This is a genomic window from Pseudomonas sp. FSL W5-0203, assembly GCF_001896155.1.
GTDB classification, from domain to species: domain Bacteria; phylum Pseudomonadota; class Gammaproteobacteria; order Pseudomonadales; family Pseudomonadaceae; genus Aquipseudomonas; species Aquipseudomonas paracarnis.
Map to the genome: position 1 here is coordinate 38,800 of NZ_MPOR01000036.1, position 16,604 is coordinate 55,403.

The 16,604-nt window shown below is 56.8% G+C and carries 18 protein-coding genes and 1 tRNA gene; 4 read left to right on the forward strand and 15 right to left on the reverse strand.

The genetic code is table 11. The annotated features are described in order from the left end of the window. Positions 1-2: 2 nt before the first annotated feature. From fdx to trmJ, 9 genes are all read right to left on the reverse strand, one after another. Positions 3-344, reverse strand: a complete 342-nt coding sequence (gene fdx, locus BOP96_RS23735; protein ID WP_005791182.1) for an ISC system 2Fe-2S type ferredoxin — start codon at positions 342-344, stop codon at positions 3-5. 3 nt (positions 345-347) lie between these two features. Beyond that, complete coding sequence (gene hscA, locus BOP96_RS23740) at positions 348-2,210, reverse strand: Fe-S protein assembly chaperone HscA (RefSeq protein WP_014719821.1); 1,863 nt, start codon at positions 2,208-2,210, stop codon at positions 348-350. Between the two features lie 51 nt (positions 2,211-2,261). Continuing rightward, positions 2,262-2,783: a co-chaperone HscB gene (hscB, locus tag BOP96_RS23745; RefSeq protein ID WP_014719822.1), complete on the reverse strand. Its 522-nt coding sequence runs from the start codon at positions 2,781-2,783 to the stop codon at positions 2,262-2,264. A gap of 8 nt (positions 2,784-2,791) precedes the next feature. Further along, entirely contained in the window at positions 2,792-3,115 is a 324-nt protein-coding gene (gene iscA / locus BOP96_RS23750) for an iron-sulfur cluster assembly protein IscA (protein ID WP_003209680.1), read from the reverse strand. A gap of 28 nt (positions 3,116-3,143) precedes the next feature. Continuing rightward, entirely contained in the window at positions 3,144-3,530 is a 387-nt protein-coding gene (gene iscU, locus BOP96_RS23755; protein ID WP_003175965.1) for a Fe-S cluster assembly scaffold IscU, read from the reverse strand. Between the two features lie 99 nt (positions 3,531-3,629). Continuing rightward, positions 3,630-4,844 carry an IscS subfamily cysteine desulfurase gene (locus BOP96_RS23760; protein ID WP_003194019.1) on the reverse strand — a complete coding sequence of 405 codons (1,215 nt, stop codon included), beginning with the start codon at positions 4,842-4,844 and terminating at the stop codon, positions 3,630-3,632. Positions 4,845-4,894: 50 nt separating this feature from the next. Continuing rightward, the gene (iscR, locus tag BOP96_RS23765; RefSeq protein ID WP_003194020.1) at positions 4,895-5,386 is read right to left on the reverse strand and encodes a Fe-S cluster assembly transcriptional regulator IscR; all 492 of its coding nucleotides are present in this window, start codon (positions 5,384-5,386) and stop codon (positions 4,895-4,897) included. A gap of 287 nt (positions 5,387-5,673) precedes the next feature. Continuing rightward, entirely contained in the window at positions 5,674-6,459 is a 786-nt protein-coding gene (cysE, locus tag BOP96_RS23770; protein ID WP_034128028.1) for a serine O-acetyltransferase, read from the reverse strand. Between the two features lie 2 nt (positions 6,460-6,461). Beyond that, complete coding sequence (gene trmJ, locus BOP96_RS23775) at positions 6,462-7,232, reverse strand: tRNA (cytosine(32)/uridine(32)-2'-O)-methyltransferase TrmJ (protein ID WP_058410987.1); 771 nt, start codon at positions 7,230-7,232, stop codon at positions 6,462-6,464. A gap of 145 nt (positions 7,233-7,377) precedes the next feature. On the opposite strand from trmJ, the gene suhB reads away from it, so the two are divergent. Beyond that, positions 7,378-8,193, forward strand: a complete 816-nt coding sequence (gene suhB, locus BOP96_RS23780; RefSeq protein WP_005791195.1) for a type III secretion system regulator SuhB — start codon at positions 7,378-7,380, stop codon at positions 8,191-8,193. Positions 8,194-8,398: 205 nt separating this feature from the next. Here suhB and BOP96_RS23785 read toward each other — a convergent pair whose 3' ends face one another. From BOP96_RS23785 to queA, 6 genes are all read right to left on the reverse strand, one after another. After that, entirely contained in the window at positions 8,399-8,941 is a 543-nt protein-coding gene (locus BOP96_RS23785; RefSeq protein ID WP_003194023.1) for a glycine zipper 2TM domain-containing protein, read from the reverse strand. A 123-nt stretch (positions 8,942-9,064) separates the two neighbouring features. Next, positions 9,065-9,979, reverse strand: a complete 915-nt coding sequence (gene secF, locus BOP96_RS23790) for a protein translocase subunit SecF (RefSeq protein ID WP_014719825.1) — start codon at positions 9,977-9,979, stop codon at positions 9,065-9,067. Positions 9,980-9,988: 9 nt separating this feature from the next. Beyond that, positions 9,989-11,857 carry a protein translocase subunit SecD gene (gene secD / locus BOP96_RS23795; RefSeq protein WP_014719826.1) on the reverse strand — a complete coding sequence of 623 codons (1,869 nt, stop codon included), beginning with the start codon at positions 11,855-11,857 and terminating at the stop codon, positions 9,989-9,991. A gap of 62 nt (positions 11,858-11,919) precedes the next feature. Beyond that, positions 11,920-12,258 carry a preprotein translocase subunit YajC gene (gene yajC, locus BOP96_RS23800; protein WP_003175975.1) on the reverse strand — a complete coding sequence of 113 codons (339 nt, stop codon included), beginning with the start codon at positions 12,256-12,258 and terminating at the stop codon, positions 11,920-11,922. Positions 12,259-12,301: 43 nt separating this feature from the next. Next, complete coding sequence (tgt, locus tag BOP96_RS23805) at positions 12,302-13,417, reverse strand: tRNA guanosine(34) transglycosylase Tgt (RefSeq protein ID WP_161937012.1); 1,116 nt, start codon at positions 13,415-13,417, stop codon at positions 12,302-12,304. A 5-nt stretch (positions 13,418-13,422) separates the two neighbouring features. Beyond that, positions 13,423-14,472 (reverse strand): tRNA preQ1(34) S-adenosylmethionine ribosyltransferase-isomerase QueA, encoded by a 1,050-nt coding sequence (gene queA / locus BOP96_RS23810; protein WP_003194027.1) that lies wholly within the window; start codon positions 14,470-14,472, stop codon positions 13,423-13,425. Between the two features lie 108 nt (positions 14,473-14,580). Between queA and BOP96_RS23815 the strand changes: the two genes are divergently transcribed. From BOP96_RS23815 to BOP96_RS30185, 3 genes are all read left to right on the forward strand, one after another. Further along, positions 14,581-14,665: transfer RNA gene (locus BOP96_RS23815), tRNA-Leu, on the forward strand. 423 nt (positions 14,666-15,088) lie between these two features. Continuing rightward, on the forward strand, positions 15,089-15,445 hold the full coding sequence (locus BOP96_RS29830) for a hypothetical protein (RefSeq protein ID WP_138726241.1): 357 nt from the start codon (positions 15,089-15,091) through the stop codon (positions 15,443-15,445). Between the two features lie 688 nt (positions 15,446-16,133). Beyond that, positions 16,134-16,550: a hypothetical protein gene (locus tag BOP96_RS30185; RefSeq protein ID WP_073454188.1), complete on the forward strand. Its 417-nt coding sequence runs from the start codon at positions 16,134-16,136 to the stop codon at positions 16,548-16,550. The last annotated feature ends 54 nt before the right edge of the window (positions 16,551-16,604 follow it).

The window sequence follows — 16,604 nt, forward strand, 5'->3', positions numbered from 1 at the left end:
AATCAATGCGGCGCTTCGGCTGCATGGTTGAGCGAATATTTCGGGATTTCGACGGTGAGGTCTTCAGTCCCCACTTTCGCCTGACAACTCAGGCGCGACGTCGGCTCCAGGCCCCACGCCCGATCAAGATAGTCTTCTTCCAGGTCGTCAGCCTCATTTAGGCTGTCGAAACCTTTACGAATGATGCAGTGACACGTGGTGCAGGCATTCACGCCGCCACAGGCACTTTCGATCTCGATGTGGTTGTCATGGGCGACGTCGAGCAGGGACTTGCCGGTCTCAGCCTCCACGACCATGCCGTCAGGGCAATGTTCGGCGTGCGGTAGAAAAGTGACCTGCGGCATCAGTTATTCCTCAATTTCATTCAGGTTGCGGCCCGCCAGCGCGGCTTTAACCGTCTGATCCATACGGCGGGCAGCAAAGGCATCAGTGACTTGCGACAGGCGCTTGGTCTGTTGCTCGATGGCGTAACCATCGTTGCCTTTCATCAGTTCGGCCAGTTCCTGCATTTGCAGGTCAATGACCATGCGCTCTTCGGCATCCAGCAAGCGCTCGCCGTCGGCTTCAAGGGCGCCCTGCACCGCTTCGAGCAGACGCTGGGCATCCACTTGTTGCTCGCGCAATACGCGGGCGACCTTGTCGTCACCGGCATACTGGAATGAATCCTTGAGCATCTTGGCGATTTCGCCATCGGTGAGGCCGTAGGACGGCTTGACCTGGATGCTGGCTTCAACGCCAGACGCCAGTTCGCGCGCAGCGACACTGAGCAGGCCATCGGCATCGACCTGGAAGGTCACGCGAATTTTCGCCGCGCCCGCGACCATCGCCGGAATGCCACGCAATTCAAAGCGCGCCAGGGAACGGCAGTCGCTGATCAGCTCGCGCTCACCTTGCAGCACATGAATCATCATGGCTGTCTGACCGTCTTTGTAGGTGGTGAAGTCCTGGGCGCGCGCGACGGGGATGGTGGTGTTACGCGGAATCACCTTCTCCATCAGGCCGCCCATGGTTTCCAGGCCTAGCGACAGCGGAATCACGTCGAGCAACAGCAATTCGCCGCCATCACGCTTGTTACCAGCCAGGGTATCGGCCTGGATGGCAGCGCCGATGGCGACGACTTGATCCGGGTCGATTTCGGTCAGTGGTTGGCGCCCAAAGGCTTCGGCTACCGCTTCACGCACGCGCGGAACGCGGGTGGAACCGCCCACCATGACCACTGCGCCAACGTCCTCCAACTCGATACCGGAATCACGCACAGCACGACGGCAGGCCTTGAGGCTGCGGGCGACCATCGGCTCGATCAGCGCATCAAAGGCTTCGCGAGTCAGTGGGGCCGACCAATTACCGTAGCAAACGTCAACAGAAGCAGCGTCAGTCAGCGCCTCTTTGGCCGCGCAGGCAGTTTGCAGCAGGTTGCGCTGCGCGCCTGGGTCCAGATCAGCCGACAAGCCGGCACTGCTGATGATCCAGCCAGCAATGGCGTGATCAAAATCATCGCCACCCAGGGCACTGTCGCCGCCGGTCGCGAGCACTTCGAACACACCGCCGGTCAGGCGCAGGATCGAAATATCGAAGGTACCGCCGCCCAGGTCATAAATAGCGACCAGGCCTTCAGCGTGCTGATCGAGGCCGTAGGCCACAGCTGCCGCAGTCGGCTCGTTGAGCAAGCGCAGCACGTTCAGGCCGGCAAGTTTCGCCGCGTCCTTGGTGGCTTGACGCTGGGCGTCATCGAAATACGCCGGAACGGTGATAACCGCCCCTACCAGCTCACCACCCAAGGTATTTTCCGCACGCTGGCGCAGCACCTTGAGGATATCGGCCGACACTTCGACCGGGCTCTTGGGCCCCTGGACGGTGTCGATGAACGGCATATGGGACTCGCCGCCGACAAAGCGGTACGGCAGTTGGTCACCCAATTGCTTGACGTCGGACAACCCACGACCCATCAAGCGCTTGACCGACAACACCGTGTTCAAGGGGTCTGCGGACGCGGCGAGCTTGGCCGACTCGCCCACTTCAGTGCGATCTGCGTGATAACGCACAGCGGACGGCAGGATCACCTGCCCATCGGCGTCAGGCAGTGGCTCGGACAGGCCGCTGCGCAAGGCAGCAACCAGGGAATTGGTGGTGCCCAGGTCAATCCCGACCGCCAGGCGACGCTGGTGCGGTTGAGGGCTTTGGCCGGGTTCGGCGATTTGCAGTAGAGCCATGGTAATCAGGTCTTATCTGTCTATCAGGCGTGCATCACGGGCAGCACTGGGTTAATCGTCGAGGCGCTCTTCTAGCTGGCGCACTTCGTAGGTGAGCTTGTCGAGAAACTGCATGCGCCGCATCAGGCGCTCAGCCTGTTCGCGTTGCGCCGCATCATCCCAACAGGCTGCGAAGCTTTCGTTGAGCTCATCCTGGGCGGTTTTCAGACGACGCTTGAAGACCGCGACACCCGCCACATCGGCTTCGTCCTGCAGTTCTTCGAGTTCTTCACGCCATTGCATCTGCTGCATCAGGAAGTCCGGATCATGCACGGTGACTTCCATCGGCAACTCACCGCCCTTCATCGCCAGCAAATAGCGCGCGCGTTTGGGGGGGCTTTTGAGCGTCTGATAGGCTTCGTTGAGGCTGGCCGATTGCTCAAGGGCCAAGCGCTGCTCACGCTCGGAAGCGTCAGCGAAGCGGTCCGGATGCACCCCACGCGCCAATTCACGGTAGCGCGTGGCGAGCTGCTCAAGGTCCAGCCGAAAGCTCGGCTGCAGCTCGAATAAAGCGAAATGACAAGGAGTACCCACGAGTAGCCTCAGATGTTGAAGCTTTCGCCGCAGCCACATTCACCGCGCACGTTAGGGTTGTTGAACTTGAAACCTTCGTTCAACCCTTCCTTGACGAAATCGAGTTCGGTGCCGTCCAGGTAGGTCAGGCTCTTGGGGTCGATGATCACTTTCTCGCCGTGACTTTCGAACACTTGATCCTCTTCAACCACCTCGTCGACAAACTCCAGCACGTAGGCAAGGCCGGAACAGCCCGTGGTGCGTACACCCAGACGAATCCCCTCACCTTTACCGCGCCCATTCAGGGAGCGGCGAATGTGCTGCGCAGCCGCTTCTGTCATGCTGATAGCCATCGTTGACTCCTTACTCGTCGCCAAATGCTTAGATCAAGCCTTTCTTCTGCTTGTAGTCGCGAACAGCTGCCTTGATGGCATCTTCAGCGAGTACGGAGCAGTGGATTTTCACTGGCGGCAACGCCAGTTCTTCGGCCAGCTGGGTGTTGCTGATGGTGACAGCCTCATCCAGGGTCTTGCCTTTCATCCATTCGGTCGCCAGGGAGCTGGAGGCGATGGCCGAACCGCAGCCGTAAGTCTTGAATTTGGCGTCTTCGATAACACCGGCATCATTGACCTTGATCTGCAGGCGCATTACATCGCCGCACGCCGGGGCGCCGACCATGCCGGTGCCGACATCTGGATCTTCCGCGTTCATCTTGCCGACGTTGCGCGGGTTTTCGTAGTGGTCGATGACCTTTTCGCTGTAAGCCATGGTACTGAATCCTCACTCATCAGGGCCGCTCTGGAACCCTGTAGAAACGCCTGCGTTTTCCGCCACGTTCCTACAGAGCTTGGGTGGCGGCTTCTATAGTTAGTGTGCCGCCCACTCGATCTTGGAAATATCGACACCATCTTTGTACATGTCCCACAGTGGCGACAGAACGCGCAGCTTGTTGACGGCTTCGCAGACCTTCTGCGCGGCGTAGTCGACTTGCTCTTCGGTGGTGAAGCGGCCGAACGTAAAGCGGATCGAGCTGTGGGCCAGTTCGTCGTTGCGGCCCAGGGCGCGCAGTACGTACGAAGGCTCAAGGGACGCCGAGGTGCAGGCCGAACCGGACGATACCGCCAGGTCCTTGAGCGCCATGATCAGCGACTCGCCTTCGACGTAGTTGAAGCTCAAATTCAGGTTGTGCGGTACACGAGCGGTCATGCTGCCGTTGATGTACAGCTCTTCAAGGTTTTCGACCTGCTTGTAGAAGCGATCGCTCAGGGCCTTGATGCGCACGTTTTCGGCAGCCATGTCTTCCTTGGCCACACGGAAAGCTTCGCCCATGCCGACGATCTGGTGGGTCGCCAGGGTGCCCGAACGCATGCCGCGCTCGTGACCGCCGCCATGCATGGTGGCCTCGATACGTACGCGCGGCTTGCGGCTTACGTAGAGAGCACCGATGCCTTTAGGGCCGTAAGTCTTGTGGGCCGAGAACGACATCAGGTCGACTTTCAGCTTGGACAGGTCGATATCGACCTTGCCAGTGGACTGAGCAGCGTCGACGTGGAGCAACACGCCCTTGGAGCGAGTCAGCTCGCCGATGGCGGCGATGTCGTTGATAGTGCCGATTTCGTTGTTCACGTGGATCACCGAAACCAGGATGGTGTCTTCACGCATCGCGGCTTCGATCATGGCCGGGGTGACGATACCGTCGGTGGTTGGCTCAAGGTAGGTAACCTCGAAACCTTCACGCTCCAGTTGGCGCATGGTGTCCAGGACAGCCTTGTGCTCAATCTTGGTGGTGATCAGGTGCTTGCCTTTGGTCGCGTAGAAATGCGCCGCGCCCTTGATAGCCAGGTTGTCGGACTCGGTGGCACCAGAGGTCCAGACGATTTCGCGCGGGTCGGCATTGACCAGGTCAGCGACTTGGCGACGAGCGTTCTCGACCGCTTCCTCGGCTTTCCAGCCGAATACGTGGGAACGGGAGGCCGGGTTGCCGAAGTTTCCGTCGACCAGCAGGCATTCGCTCATTTTTTGCGCGACACGCGGATCAACCGGGGTGGTCGCTGAGTAATCAAGGTAAATCGGCAATTTCATGGACTTTCTCCTAAATCAGGCTGGCTGGCGTGCCGTTAGCTCTTCGGCTGTCACTCGACGGCGGACGCTTCAATCTTGTCCAGACGCGGCGCCTTGGTGTTGCAACGGCGCTGGTCCTGACGCTGGGCTACTTCTTGCACCTCACGGCGAGTCACAAGATCAGCCAAGCTGATACCACTCAAAAACTCATGGATCTGCAGGCTCAAGTCACACCACAAGTGGTGCGTCAGGCAGGTGTCACCGGCATGGCAGTCACCCAAACCCTGGCATTTGGTGGCATCGACGGATTCGTTGACCGCGTCGATCACCTGGGCCACCTGAATGCCCTGCATGTCGCGGGACAACTGATAGCCACCACCCGGACCGCGAACGCTGGAAACCAGATTGCTACGGCGCAATTTGGCGAACAACTGCTCGAGATAGGACAGGGAAATGCCTTGGCGCTCGGAGATATCGGCCAGGGACACCGGCCCAGTTTGCGCGTGCAAGGCCAAGTCGAGCATGGCGGTCACCGCGTATCGGCCTTTTGTAGTCAGTCTCATGGACAAGTACCAAGGTGTTTCAGAATGGGAGCAAGTATGCGATTCCCGAGTATTTAAGTCAACTATAAGACCTAGTACTTTAGTCAGGAATACCCGTAAAAAGGGCGCGCGAATCATAGCAGGATGGGGTGGGATCGAACAGCGCAACCAGGCCCGCTGCAAGACCACCGAGCCAATGGAGATCAAATGTGGGAGCTGGCTTGCCTGCGATTGCGGTGGGCCAGCAACCTATAAGCAAGCTGATAGACAGCTATCGCAGGCAAGCCAGCTCCCACAAGAGACCGCATTTAGCCTGCCTTGGTGGTAGCGGCCTCGTCCTTGATCTCAGCAAAGTCCTCTTCGCGCAGTTCAGGCAGGTCTTTGGCGCAGTACGGGCTGCCCAGCTCCTTCAGCGCCCCACACATGCCCTCCAGCTTGCCATCCACCGCCTGCAGATGATCAAGCAATTGACCAATCGCACGAGCCACTGGATCGGGCATGTCTTCACTAACGCCATAGGCATCGAAACCGATCTTTTCGGCCATCGCCTTGCGCTTGGCCTCTTGCTCATCACCGACTTGCGGCTTGACGATGATGCGGCCTGGAATGCCCACAACCGTAGCACCCGGCGGCACAGCCTTGGTCACTACCGCGTTGGAGCCAACCTTGGCGCCGGCACCCACGGTAAACGGCCCGAGCACCTTGGCGCCCGCCCCTACTACCACGCCATCGCCCAGCGTTGGGTGGCGCTTACCCTTATTCCAGGTGGTGCCGCCCAGGGTCACGCCTTGATAGAGGGTGACGTCATCGCCGATCTCGGCCGTCTCGCCAATCACGATACCCATGCCGTGGTCGATAAAGAACCGACGACCTACCTTGGCACCCGGATGGATCTCGATACCGGTCAACCAACGTCCAAAGTTCGATACCAGCCGCGCCAGCCACTTCCAGCCCATGCCCCACAGGGCGCCGGACAAGCGGTGGATCCAGATCGCGTGCATGCCCGGGTAGCAGGTCAGCACTTCAAAGGCATTGCGCGCCGCCGGGTCACGGTGGAAAACACTCTGGATATCTTCTCGCAAACGCTCGAACATTTTTAATCCTTCCGCTTAAGAAGCTCACCACGGGCCGCTTTCTGGGTTTCCGTGAGGATGCCACGCAATATGTTCATTTCAGCCCGGCTCACCGAGCTGCGGCCGTACAAACGACGCAGGCGCGCCATCAAGTGCCGTGGCTTTTCAGGGTCGAGGAATTCGATGGCGACCAAGGTTTGCTCCAGGTGCTCATAGAACCGCTCCAGCTCGTCCATGGTGGCCAACTCGCCACTTTTGGTCGATGCAACCTCTTCCTTTTCCACCTTGCTCGGCTGGCCGGCAGCGGCCAGCCAGGCCATGCGCACTTCATAAGTCAGCACCTGCACCGCAGCCCCGAGGTTCAGCGAGCTGAACTCAGGGTCTGATGGGATATGCACGTGGTAATGACATCGCTGCAGCTCTTCGTTGGTCAGGCCGGAGTCTTCACGGCCGAATACCAAGGCGATTTCAGCACCGCCAGCAGCCTCTTCCACCACTTTAATGCCGCATTCGCGCGGATCCAGCAGCGGCCAAGGGATACGACGGTCACGGGCGCTGGTGCCGAGCACCAGATTGCAGCCGACCAAGGCATCCTCCAAGGTGGCGACCACTTGGGCATTTTCAAGCAAGTCATTGGCGCCGGACGCACGAGCATCAGCCTCGTGGTGCGGGAATACCCGCGGTTCGACCAGCACCAGGCGCGTCAGCCCCATGTTTTTCATGGCTCGCGCCACCCCGCCGATGTTGCCGGGATGACTGGTATTGACCAAGACGACACGAATGTTTTGCAGCAAGGGAGGCGCTCGCGGACACAGGAAAGGGGAGCAAATCTTACAGAACCGCCTAAGGTTATGCCATGAAAGCGAACGTCGTCCTTCACCTGAGGAAAGTTTCTGCTAGAATGCTCGGCTTTCTTTAACAACCTTAGGTGACCTATCCATGCAGCCCATGCTGAATATCGCGCTGCGCGCCGCCCGCAGCGCCAGTGAATTGATCTTCCGCTCCATCGAGCGCCTGGATACCATCAAGGTCGACGAAAAAGACGCCAAGGATTATGTATCCGAGGTGGATCGCGCCGCCGAACAGAAAATCATCGACGCCCTGCGCAAGGCCTACCCTACCCACGGCATCCTCGGTGAAGAAACCGGCCTGCACAAAGGCAGTGGCGAAGGCGAAGACTACCTGTGGATCATCGACCCACTGGATGGCACCACCAACTTCCTGCGCGGCATCCCGCACTTTGCCGTGAGCATCGCCTGCAAATACCGTGGCCGCCTGGAACACGCCGTTGTGCTGGACCCGGTTCGCCAGGAAGAATTCACCGCCAGCCGTGGTCGTGGCGCCCAACTGAACGGTCGTCGCCTGCGTGTCAGCGGCCGCACTAGCCTGGAAGGCGCCCTGCTGGGTACCGGCTTCCCGTTCCGTGACGACCAGATGGACAACCTGGAGAACTACCTGGGCATGTTCCGCGCCCTGGTTGGCCAGACCGCGGGCATCCGCCGCGCCGGTGCAGCCAGCCTGGACCTGGCGTATGTAGCCGCCGGTCGCTTTGATGCGTTCTGGGAGTCGGGCCTGTCCGAGTGGGACATGGCAGCCGGCGCCCTGCTGATTCAGGAAGCAGGCGGCCTGGTGAGCGACTTCACCGGCGGTCATGACTTCCTGGAGAAAGGTCACGTCGTGGCTGGCAACACCAAATGCTTCAAGGCAGTACTGACGGCGATCCAGCCGCACCTGCCGGCTTCGCTGAAGCGCTAAGCGAGCGAGCACAAAAAAAGCACCCCTCGGGGTGCTTTTTTTATGCCTGGGATTTAGCAAAAAACCAATTCCAACTGACTCAATACAATCCAATGTGGGAGCTGGCTTGCCTGCGATAACAGCCTGCCAGCCAACTCACGGGTTACTGACCCACCGCCATCGCAGGCAAGCCAGCTCCCACACTTGAACCTTGCAAGGCTTGGGATTACTGCTGGTTCTGACCTAGGATCAAACGACCTTCCTTATCCACCGGAATCTGGCTGCCAGGGTCACGCTCCATACGCACGGTACCTTCCTTGCCATCCAGGTTGTAACGCACGTCATAACCGACCACCTTGTCACTGATGTCGTTAACGGTGTTACAGCGAGTTTGCGTAGTGGTGTAGGTATCGCGGTTCTGCATACCTTCCTGAACCTTGTTACCGGCGTAGCCACCACCGACCGCACCGGCCACGGTGGCCAGCTTCTTACCGTTACCGCCACCAATCTGGTTGCCCAGCAGGCCACCCGCAAGGGCACCCACCACGGTACCGGCGATTTGATGTTGATCCTGCACCGGACGCTGCCGGGTCACGGTGACGTCCTTGCAGACCTCACGCGGGGTTTTGATCTGGGTTTTCACCGGCTGTACCGCCAGTACTTGCGCATACTCAGGGCCGCTTTTTACCAGGCTGTAGGTGGCAACAGCGCCTCCGGCAGTCACACCGACAGCACCCAATACCGCACCAACCAGCAACGACTTGTTCACATGAACCTCCTGACCATCACAAGCGGACCGAAAGATCCGCGCTATACCCAGCCTTGGAGCAAAAAAAAAGGCGCGAGTTCAATACTCGCGCCTTTCTTGTAACAGCGGATCAACAAACGCCCATCAAGGACGGTCGTCGACCTCCTTGTCGGTAGCGGCAGGAGGGATCAAGTCTTCGCTGTTGAGGTTCAGCCAGATCAGCACCACGTTGGCGATGTAGATCGACGAGTAGGTACCCGCCAGAACGCCGATAAACAGCGCCAGGGAGAAGCCCCACAGGTTATCGCCACCGAAGATCATCAGCGCAGCAATCGCCAGCAAGGTGGAGATCGACGTCGCCATGGTCCGCAGCAGGGTCTGCGTGGTGGAGATATTGATGTTCTCGATCAACGTCGCCTTGCGCAGCACCCGGAAGTTCTCACGAACCCGGTCGAAGACCACGATGGTGTCGTTGAGCGAATAACCAATGATCGCCAGCACAGCTGCCAATACGGTCAGATCGAAGGTGATCTGGAAGTAGGCCAGGATACCCACGGTCACGATCACGTCGTGGATCAGCGACACAATGGCACCGACACCGAACTTCCACTGAAAGCGGAATGCCAGGTAGATCATGATGCCGACCAGCGCCATCAGCATGCCGAGGCCGCCCTGATCGCGCAGTTCTTCACCCACTTGCGGGCCGACGAACTCGACGCGCTTGACCGACGCCGGGTTATCGCCGCCGACCTTCTGCAAGGCCTCGGCTACCTGGTGACCCAGTTGCGGGTCTTCGCCAGGCATGCGTACCAGCAGGTCGGTGGTGGCACCAAAGCTCTGCACCACGGCTTCGTGATAGCCGGCCTTGACCAGCTCGCTGCGCACCAGGGTAACGTCGGCCGGCTTCTCATAGGTCAGCTCGATGAGCGTACCGCCGGTGAAGTCCAGGCCGTAGTTCAGGCCCTTATGGAACCAGCTGAACAACGCCAGAACGGTAAGGAGCACGGTGACGCCGAACGCAATATTGCGAACGCCCATGAAGTTGATTGTACGTAACATGGCAGCCCCTTAAATCCACAACTTCTTGAAGTCACGCCCGCCAAAGATCAGGTTGACCATTGCGCGGGTCACCATGATGGCCGTGAACATCGAGGTAAAGATCCCGAGGGACATGGTCACCGCAAAACCTTTCACCGGGCCTGTGCCCATGGCGAAGAGAATCCCGCCGACCAACAGTGTGGTCAGGTTGGAGTCGAGGATCGCGGTAAATGCCCGGCCGAAGCCTTCGTTGATTGCACGCTGCACGGTCATACCGGCGGCGATCTCTTCACGAATCCGCGAGAAGATCAGCACGTTGGCGTCCACCGCCATACCCATGGTGAGTACGATACCGGCGATACCTGGCAGGGTCAGTGTGGCGCCCAGCAACGACATCAACGCCAGCAGCATCACCATGTTGCCCGCCAGGGCGACAGTGGCGATCACACCAAAGAAGCGGTAGATGGCGATGATGAACAGCGACACGAACAACATACCCCACAGCGCCGCATCGACACCTTTGGTGATGTTGTCGGCACCCAGGCTCGGGCCGATGGTACGCTCTTCAGCGAAGTACATCGGTGCAGCCAGGCCACCGGCACGCAGCAGCAACGCCAGCTCGGAAGACTCGCCCTGGCCGTTCAGGCCAGTGATACGGAACTGAGCACCCAGCGGCGACTGGATGGTCGCCAGGCTGATGATCTTCTTCTCTTCCTTGAAGGTCTGCACCGGCACGTCTTTCTCGACGCCATTGACCATTTGCTTGGTGTAGGTGGTCACCGGGCGCTGCTCGATGAAGATCACCGCCATGCTGCGACCAACGTTGCTGCGCGTGGCGCGGCTCATCAGTTCGCCACCATGACCATCCAGACGGATGTTCACTTCAGGCGTGCCGTGCTCGCCGAAACCGGCCTTGGCGTCGGTCACCTGGTCACCGGTGATGATCAAGCCACGCTCGATCAGCGCAGGAGGACGGTTGCCTTCGCGGAATTCGAATTCTTCGGAAGTTGCACGCGTAGCGCCTGGGTCTGCCGCGAGACGGAACTCCAGGTTGGCGGTCTTGCCGAGGATACGCTTGGCTTCAGCAGTGTCCTGTACGCCTGGCAGCTCAACCACGATGCGGTTGGCACCCTGGCGCTGCACGATCGGCTCTGCCACACCCAGCTCGTTGACGCGGTTACGGACCGTGGTCAGGTTCTGCTTGATGGAGTATTCGCGGATTTCAGCGATCTTGGCCGGGCTCATCGCCAGACGCAGTACCGCTTGGCCGTTCAGGTCGGCAGGCACGATGTCGAAGTCATTGAAGTTCTTGCGGATCAGCGCACGGGCCTGTTCGCGGGATGCTTCGTCAGCAAAGCCCAGCTGGATGGCGCCATTGAGCTGCGGCAGGCTGCGATAACGCAGCTTCTCTTTGCGCAGGAGGCTCTTCACGTCGCCTTCGTAGACCTTCAGACGTGCGTCCAGGGCCTTGTCCATGTCGACTTCCAGCAGGAAGTGCACACCGCCGGACAAGTCCAGACCCAGCTTCATCGGGTGCGCGCCAATGCTGCGCAGCCATTGTGGCGTGGTCTGGGCCAGGTTGAGCGCGACAACGTAGTCGTCACCCATGGCCTTGCGTACGACATCTTTGGCCGGCAATTGGTCTTCTTGCTTGGTCAGGCGCAACAAGCCGCCTTTGGATCCAGCCGCCAAGGTTGCCGCTTTAACCTGGATACCCGCGTCGGTGAGCGCTTTGCTCGCACGGTCCAGGTCAGCCTGATTGACCTGCAGCGAAGTGCTGGCGCCAGAGATCTGGATCGCCGGGTCATCAGGATAGAGATTGGGAGCGGAATAAATAAAACCGATCGCCAGCACCGCCAGGATCAGTACGTATTTCCACAGAGGGTATTTGTTCAGCATCACGCCGCCCGCTTATAACGCGGGGCGCCTTGCGCGCCCCGTCGATTGGTAAAGGTTGTTACTCAGATCGCTTTGAGCGTGCCTTTAGGCAGCGTGGCGGCGATGGCGCCCTTCTGGAACTTCATTTCCACGGTGTCGGAGACTTCCAGTACCACGAAAGCATCGGAGACCTTGGTGATCTTGCCGGCGATACCGCCAGTGGTCACGACTTCGTCGCCTTTTTGCAGGCTGCCCAGCAGGTTTTTCTGCTCTTTGGCGCGCTTGGCCTGTGGACGCCAGATCATCAGGTAGAAGATGACCAGGAAGCCGACCAGGAAAATCCACTCGAAACCACCGCCCATAGGGCCGGCAGCAGCAGGCGCAGCGGCGTCAGCCATGGCGTTAGAGATAAAAAAGCTCATTTAGCACTCCAGTTGCAAATAGTGAATCTTAGGGTCGGAAAACTCAGTCCAAGGGCGGCACAGGGAGGCCACGCTTGGCATAGAAGGCATCGACGAAGGCGGCCAATGTACCCTGTTGAATAGCCTCGCGCAAACCAGCCATCAGGACTTGGTAGTGACGCAAATTGTGGATGGTATTCAACATGCTACCCAGCATTTCCCCGCACTTGTCCAGATGGTGCAGATAAGCACGGGAGAAGTTCTGGCAGGTGTAGCAGTCACAGGTAGGATCCAGCGGCGAATCATCATGGCGATGGAACGCGTTACGGATCTTCAGCACGCCTGTATCGATGAACAGATGCCCATTGCGGGCATTACGGGTTGGCATCACGCAATCGAACATGTCCACACCGCGGCGCACACCCTCTACGAGATCTTCCGGTTTGCCAACGCCCATAAGGTAACGAGGTTTGTCTGCGGGCATCAGGCCCGGCAGGTAATCCAGCACCTTGATCATTTCATGCTTGGGCTCGCCCACCGACAAACCGCCGATGGCCAGGCCGTCGAAGCCGATCTTGTCGAGGCCTTCCAGCGAGCGTTTGCGCAGGTTTTCATGCATGCCGCCCTGAACAATACCGAACAGCGCCGCTGTGTTATCGCCATGGGCATTCTTCGAACGCTGGGCCCAACGCAGCGACAACTCCATGGAGATACGCGCCACGTCTTCATCGGCCGGGTACGGCGTGCACTCGTCGAAAATCATCACGATGTCCGAACCCAGATCGCGCTGTACCTGCATCGACTCTTCCGGGCCCATGAACACCTTGGCGCCGTCGACCGGCGAGGCAAAGGTCACGCCCTCTTCCTTGATCTTACGCATGGCGCCCAAGCTGAACACCTGGAAACCACCGGAGTCGGTAAGGATCGGGCCTTGCCACTTCATGAAGTCATGCAGGTCGCCGTGCTTCTTGATCACTTCCGTGCCCGGGCGCAGCCACAGGTGGAAGGTATTGCCGAGGATAATCTCGGCACCGGTGGCGACGATGTCGCGGGGCAACATGCCTTTGACGGTGCCGTAGGTGCCGACCGGCATGAAGGCCGGGGTCTCCACAGTGCCACGCGGGAAGGTCAGGCGACCACGACGGGCTTTGCCGTCCGTAGCGAGCAATTCAAACGACATACGACTCATAAGTTGTCCTCAGGGCCGCGCGGCGCCGGGTTACGGGTGATAAACATCGCATCACCGTAGCTGAAAAAACGGTACTCGTTAGCGATGGCGGCCTGGTAGGCAGCCATGGTTTCCGGGTAACCGGCAAATGCCGACACCAGCATCAACAGCGTGGATTCGGGCAAATGGAAGTTGGTGACCAGGCAATCGACCACATGAAAGGGTCGCCCTGGAAAAATGAAAATATCGGTGTCGCCACTGAACGGCTTGAGCACGCCATCACGCGCTGCACTCTCCAGCGAACGCACACTGGTGGTGCCCACGGCAACCACTCGACCGCCACGCGCCTTGCACGCCGCCACCGCATCCACCACGTCCTGGCTGACCTCCAGCCATTCGCTGTGCATATGGTGGTCTTCGATGTTATCCACACGCACCGGCTGAAACGTACCGGCCCCCACGTGCAGGGTTACATAGGCGGTGTCGACGCCCTTGGCGGCAATCGCATCCAGCAGTGGCTGGTCGAAATGCAGCCCGGCAGTCGGTGCGGCGACGGCGCCGAGGCGCTGTGAGTACACGGTCTGATAGCGCTCGCGGTCCGCGTCTTCGTCGGGGCGGTCTATATAAGGAGGCAACGGCATATGGCCGACGCGCTCCAACAGCGGCAACACTTCTTCGGCAAACTTGAGCTCGAACAAGGCATCGTGGCGCGCCACCATCTCGGCTTCGCCACCGCCCTCGATCAAGATGCTCGACCCCGGTTTGGGCGACTTGCTGGAGCGCACATGGGCCAGCACGCGGTGGCTGTCCAGCACCCGCTCCACCAGGATTTCCAGCTTGCCGCCGGACGCTTTCTGGCCAAACAGCCGCGCCGGGATCACCCGGGTGTTGTTGAAAACCATCAGATCGCCTGGGCGCAAATGCTCAAGCAAATCAGTGAATTGACGGTGTGCGAGGGCACCGCTGGGCCCGTCCAGGGTCAGCAGTCGACTGGCGCGACGCTCGGCCAAAGGGTGGCGAGCGATCAGCGAATCAGGGAGCTCAAAAGTAAAGTCAGCAACGCGCATGATGGGGTTCGTCTAGCAGGGCCGGGAAGTCTAGCGGAAATAGTGAAAATAGACCATGAAACGTGATTGACCAACGGTAATCTCATCTCTATACTTCGCCGCCATTGAGCCCTGATGGCGGAATTGGTAGACGCGGCGGATTCAAAATCCGTTTTCGAAAGGAGTGGGAGTTCGAGTCTCCCTCGGGGCACCATAATTTTCCTTGTAAATCAAGGACTTAGAGAAGGGGTAGAAAGAAATTTCTACCCCTTTTTCTATCCAAAAAATCTACCCTTCTCATACCCTTTTCTTGGGAAAAACCGCCTCCCGGTGGCGTCCGCTTCGGCTTCGCTCTGCACACCTGAAACGGTGTATTGAAGCTATCCTTCTTATCCAGACCGTTTGACGTGCTGCGGCTCTGCAGCAGTGCGGGAAAGGGTCAACCATGGATCGAATGTGTCTCATACTCAGGTGAGGATTAGCCTAAGAATGATTATCAGACCATTTACTATTTCGATTGCCACTAAGCTCTGCAAAAACCTCTACATAAAAGGCGACAAAAGCATGATGGCAAAATGACATGCCATGGGTTAGTGTTTGTGTTATTTCGCTGGGTTCATCGGTGTAGGTAACTAATATGTTTGGGCATTATAAAAAGAGACAGAAGCATTACGAAATAGTCAAACAGATATTATGGCAAGACTATAAAGTTGATAACGAGTTAAATCCAAATTTTATTTCGCTATCCGATTATAAAAGCATAGTTGATGAAGCTGTTCGTGATGAGATAAATGATGAAGAGGTCGCATTAAAAGTTGTGACCAGATATTGTGTCAACTTGGCAGCCAATGGCCATATACAAGATGCAAAACAATTAGCTCCAAGAGTTCTATTTGCTGCTGAGTATTTTTTAGATCGCGGCTTAATATCAAAAAAAATCTGGAATTACGTGAATACAGGGCTATCAAGTTATGTTCTGCCTACCAAAGACTGAATACAACATATCGGCCTGCTAGGTCGTTTTTAGCGGTTGAAGTTGTTCAAGCTTGAAAAATGACCAGATGAACGCGGTGGATGGTCATTTCATATTTTGTGAAATTTAAAGAATATGGTTGACCTCTATTTGATAATTAAGGTTCCACCTTAAATATATTTTCGGTTTTCTATTGACAACGTTTTTCATTGATTTTAAGCCAAAAAACGACTATCCAAGAAAATTGAAACTCAAAAAACCGACAAAAAAACGTAGAAAAAACTCAATGCACTTTTCTAGTGCGTCAACAGAAACAAGCTAAAAACGGCGTGTTTTAATTCTCGGTATTACCATACGCACAAGATGGTAAATCGTCTAAAAACGGCAATTTCAAAGGTTTTGATTTTTGAAAGTTTTGCTACTCAAAATTTATTGAATATACAAATTTGAGTTCTACGCTTTTGATTTTGATATGCGAACTTTGTTCGCAATACCCAGATGCTTTTCGCCTGTTAGGGCGGGCTTTTGCTTTTGCTCTTCTTGGATAACTCTTAAATAAGTGTCGCAAGTTGATTTTATAGGTTTTTTTGACCGTTTTTGATTTTTAAAAAAATCAGCTTTTTTACAGGTTGGAAAGTAAAAATATTTATTTATTTGACAATCATGCACGGCATGGTATTTGTATTAGTAACAAACAATAATAACTTACATGATATTTATTCCACAACGCATAATCCTTAAAAATCTTACTCCTGAATTTTTCTTTGCGGAATGTGAAAGGCAGTATGTTTTTGAGCGAGCCATCGAAAAAAAGATGATTGCAAAGGAATGTCTTGAAAATAAGTTAAATAACTCATCAAAAAGAAAGCGTGAAAACATAGCCAAAGAAATAAGAAACCTTAAAAATAAATTCACTTGGGTTGCCACTTGCAGTGAATATAGATACTGGAAGATACGACATAAATACATTCTAGCTGGCGATTTGGACGAAATCGTCAAAAATATCACGTTTGTTTTCGAGAGAATTCAAGAGCAACTAATAATAAAACAGAGAAACCTTGACAACGATGACTCCGGCGAGAGTATTTTTTCACGGGCGGCGGCAAAAACTGAGTGCAACACCTGACCTTTCCGGTACGGTGCTGCCCCTATGTCTTATACCGAACTCAGCGTTGAAGAG

Excerpts from the sequence above, each read along its gene's own strand:
- fdx (WP_005791182.1), bottom strand. The coding sequence starts at position 344 with ATGCCGCAGGTCACTTTTCTACCGCACGCCGAACATTGCCCTGACGGC.
- hscA (WP_014719821.1), bottom strand. The coding sequence starts at position 2,210 with ATGGCTCTACTGCAAATCGCCGAACCCGGCCAAAGCCCTCAACCGCAC.
- iscA (WP_003209680.1), bottom strand. The coding sequence starts at position 3,115 with ATGGCTATCAGCATGACAGAAGCGGCTGCGCAGCACATTCGCCGCTCC.
- iscU (WP_003175965.1), bottom strand. The coding sequence starts at position 3,530 with ATGGCTTACAGCGAAAAGGTCATCGACCACTACGAAAACCCGCGCAAC.
- BOP96_RS23760 (WP_003194019.1), bottom strand. The coding sequence starts at position 4,844 with ATGAAATTGCCGATTTACCTTGATTACTCAGCGACCACCCCGGTTGAT.
- iscR (WP_003194020.1), bottom strand. The coding sequence starts at position 5,386 with ATGAGACTGACTACAAAAGGCCGATACGCGGTGACCGCCATGCTCGAC.
- cysE (WP_034128028.1), bottom strand. The coding sequence starts at position 6,459 with ATGTTCGAGCGTTTGCGAGAAGATATCCAGAGTGTTTTCCACCGTGAC.
- suhB (WP_005791195.1), top strand. The coding sequence starts at position 7,378 with ATGCAGCCCATGCTGAATATCGCGCTGCGCGCCGCCCGCAGCGCCAGT.
- secF (WP_014719825.1), bottom strand. The coding sequence starts at position 9,979 with ATGTTACGTACAATCAACTTCATGGGCGTTCGCAATATTGCGTTCGGC.
- secD (WP_014719826.1), bottom strand. The coding sequence starts at position 11,857 with ATGCTGAACAAATACCCTCTGTGGAAATACGTACTGATCCTGGCGGTG.
- yajC (WP_003175975.1), bottom strand. The coding sequence starts at position 12,258 with ATGAGCTTTTTTATCTCTAACGCCATGGCTGACGCCGCTGCGCCTGCT.
- tgt (WP_161937012.1), bottom strand. The coding sequence starts at position 13,417 with ATGTCGTTTGAATTGCTCGCTACGGACGGCAAAGCCCGTCGTGGTCGC.
- queA (WP_003194027.1), bottom strand. The coding sequence starts at position 14,472 with ATGCGCGTTGCTGACTTTACTTTTGAGCTCCCTGATTCGCTGATCGCT.
- BOP96_RS29830 (WP_138726241.1), top strand. The coding sequence starts at position 15,089 with ATGTTTGGGCATTATAAAAAGAGACAGAAGCATTACGAAATAGTCAAA.
- BOP96_RS30185 (WP_073454188.1), top strand. The coding sequence starts at position 16,134 with ATGATATTTATTCCACAACGCATAATCCTTAAAAATCTTACTCCTGAA.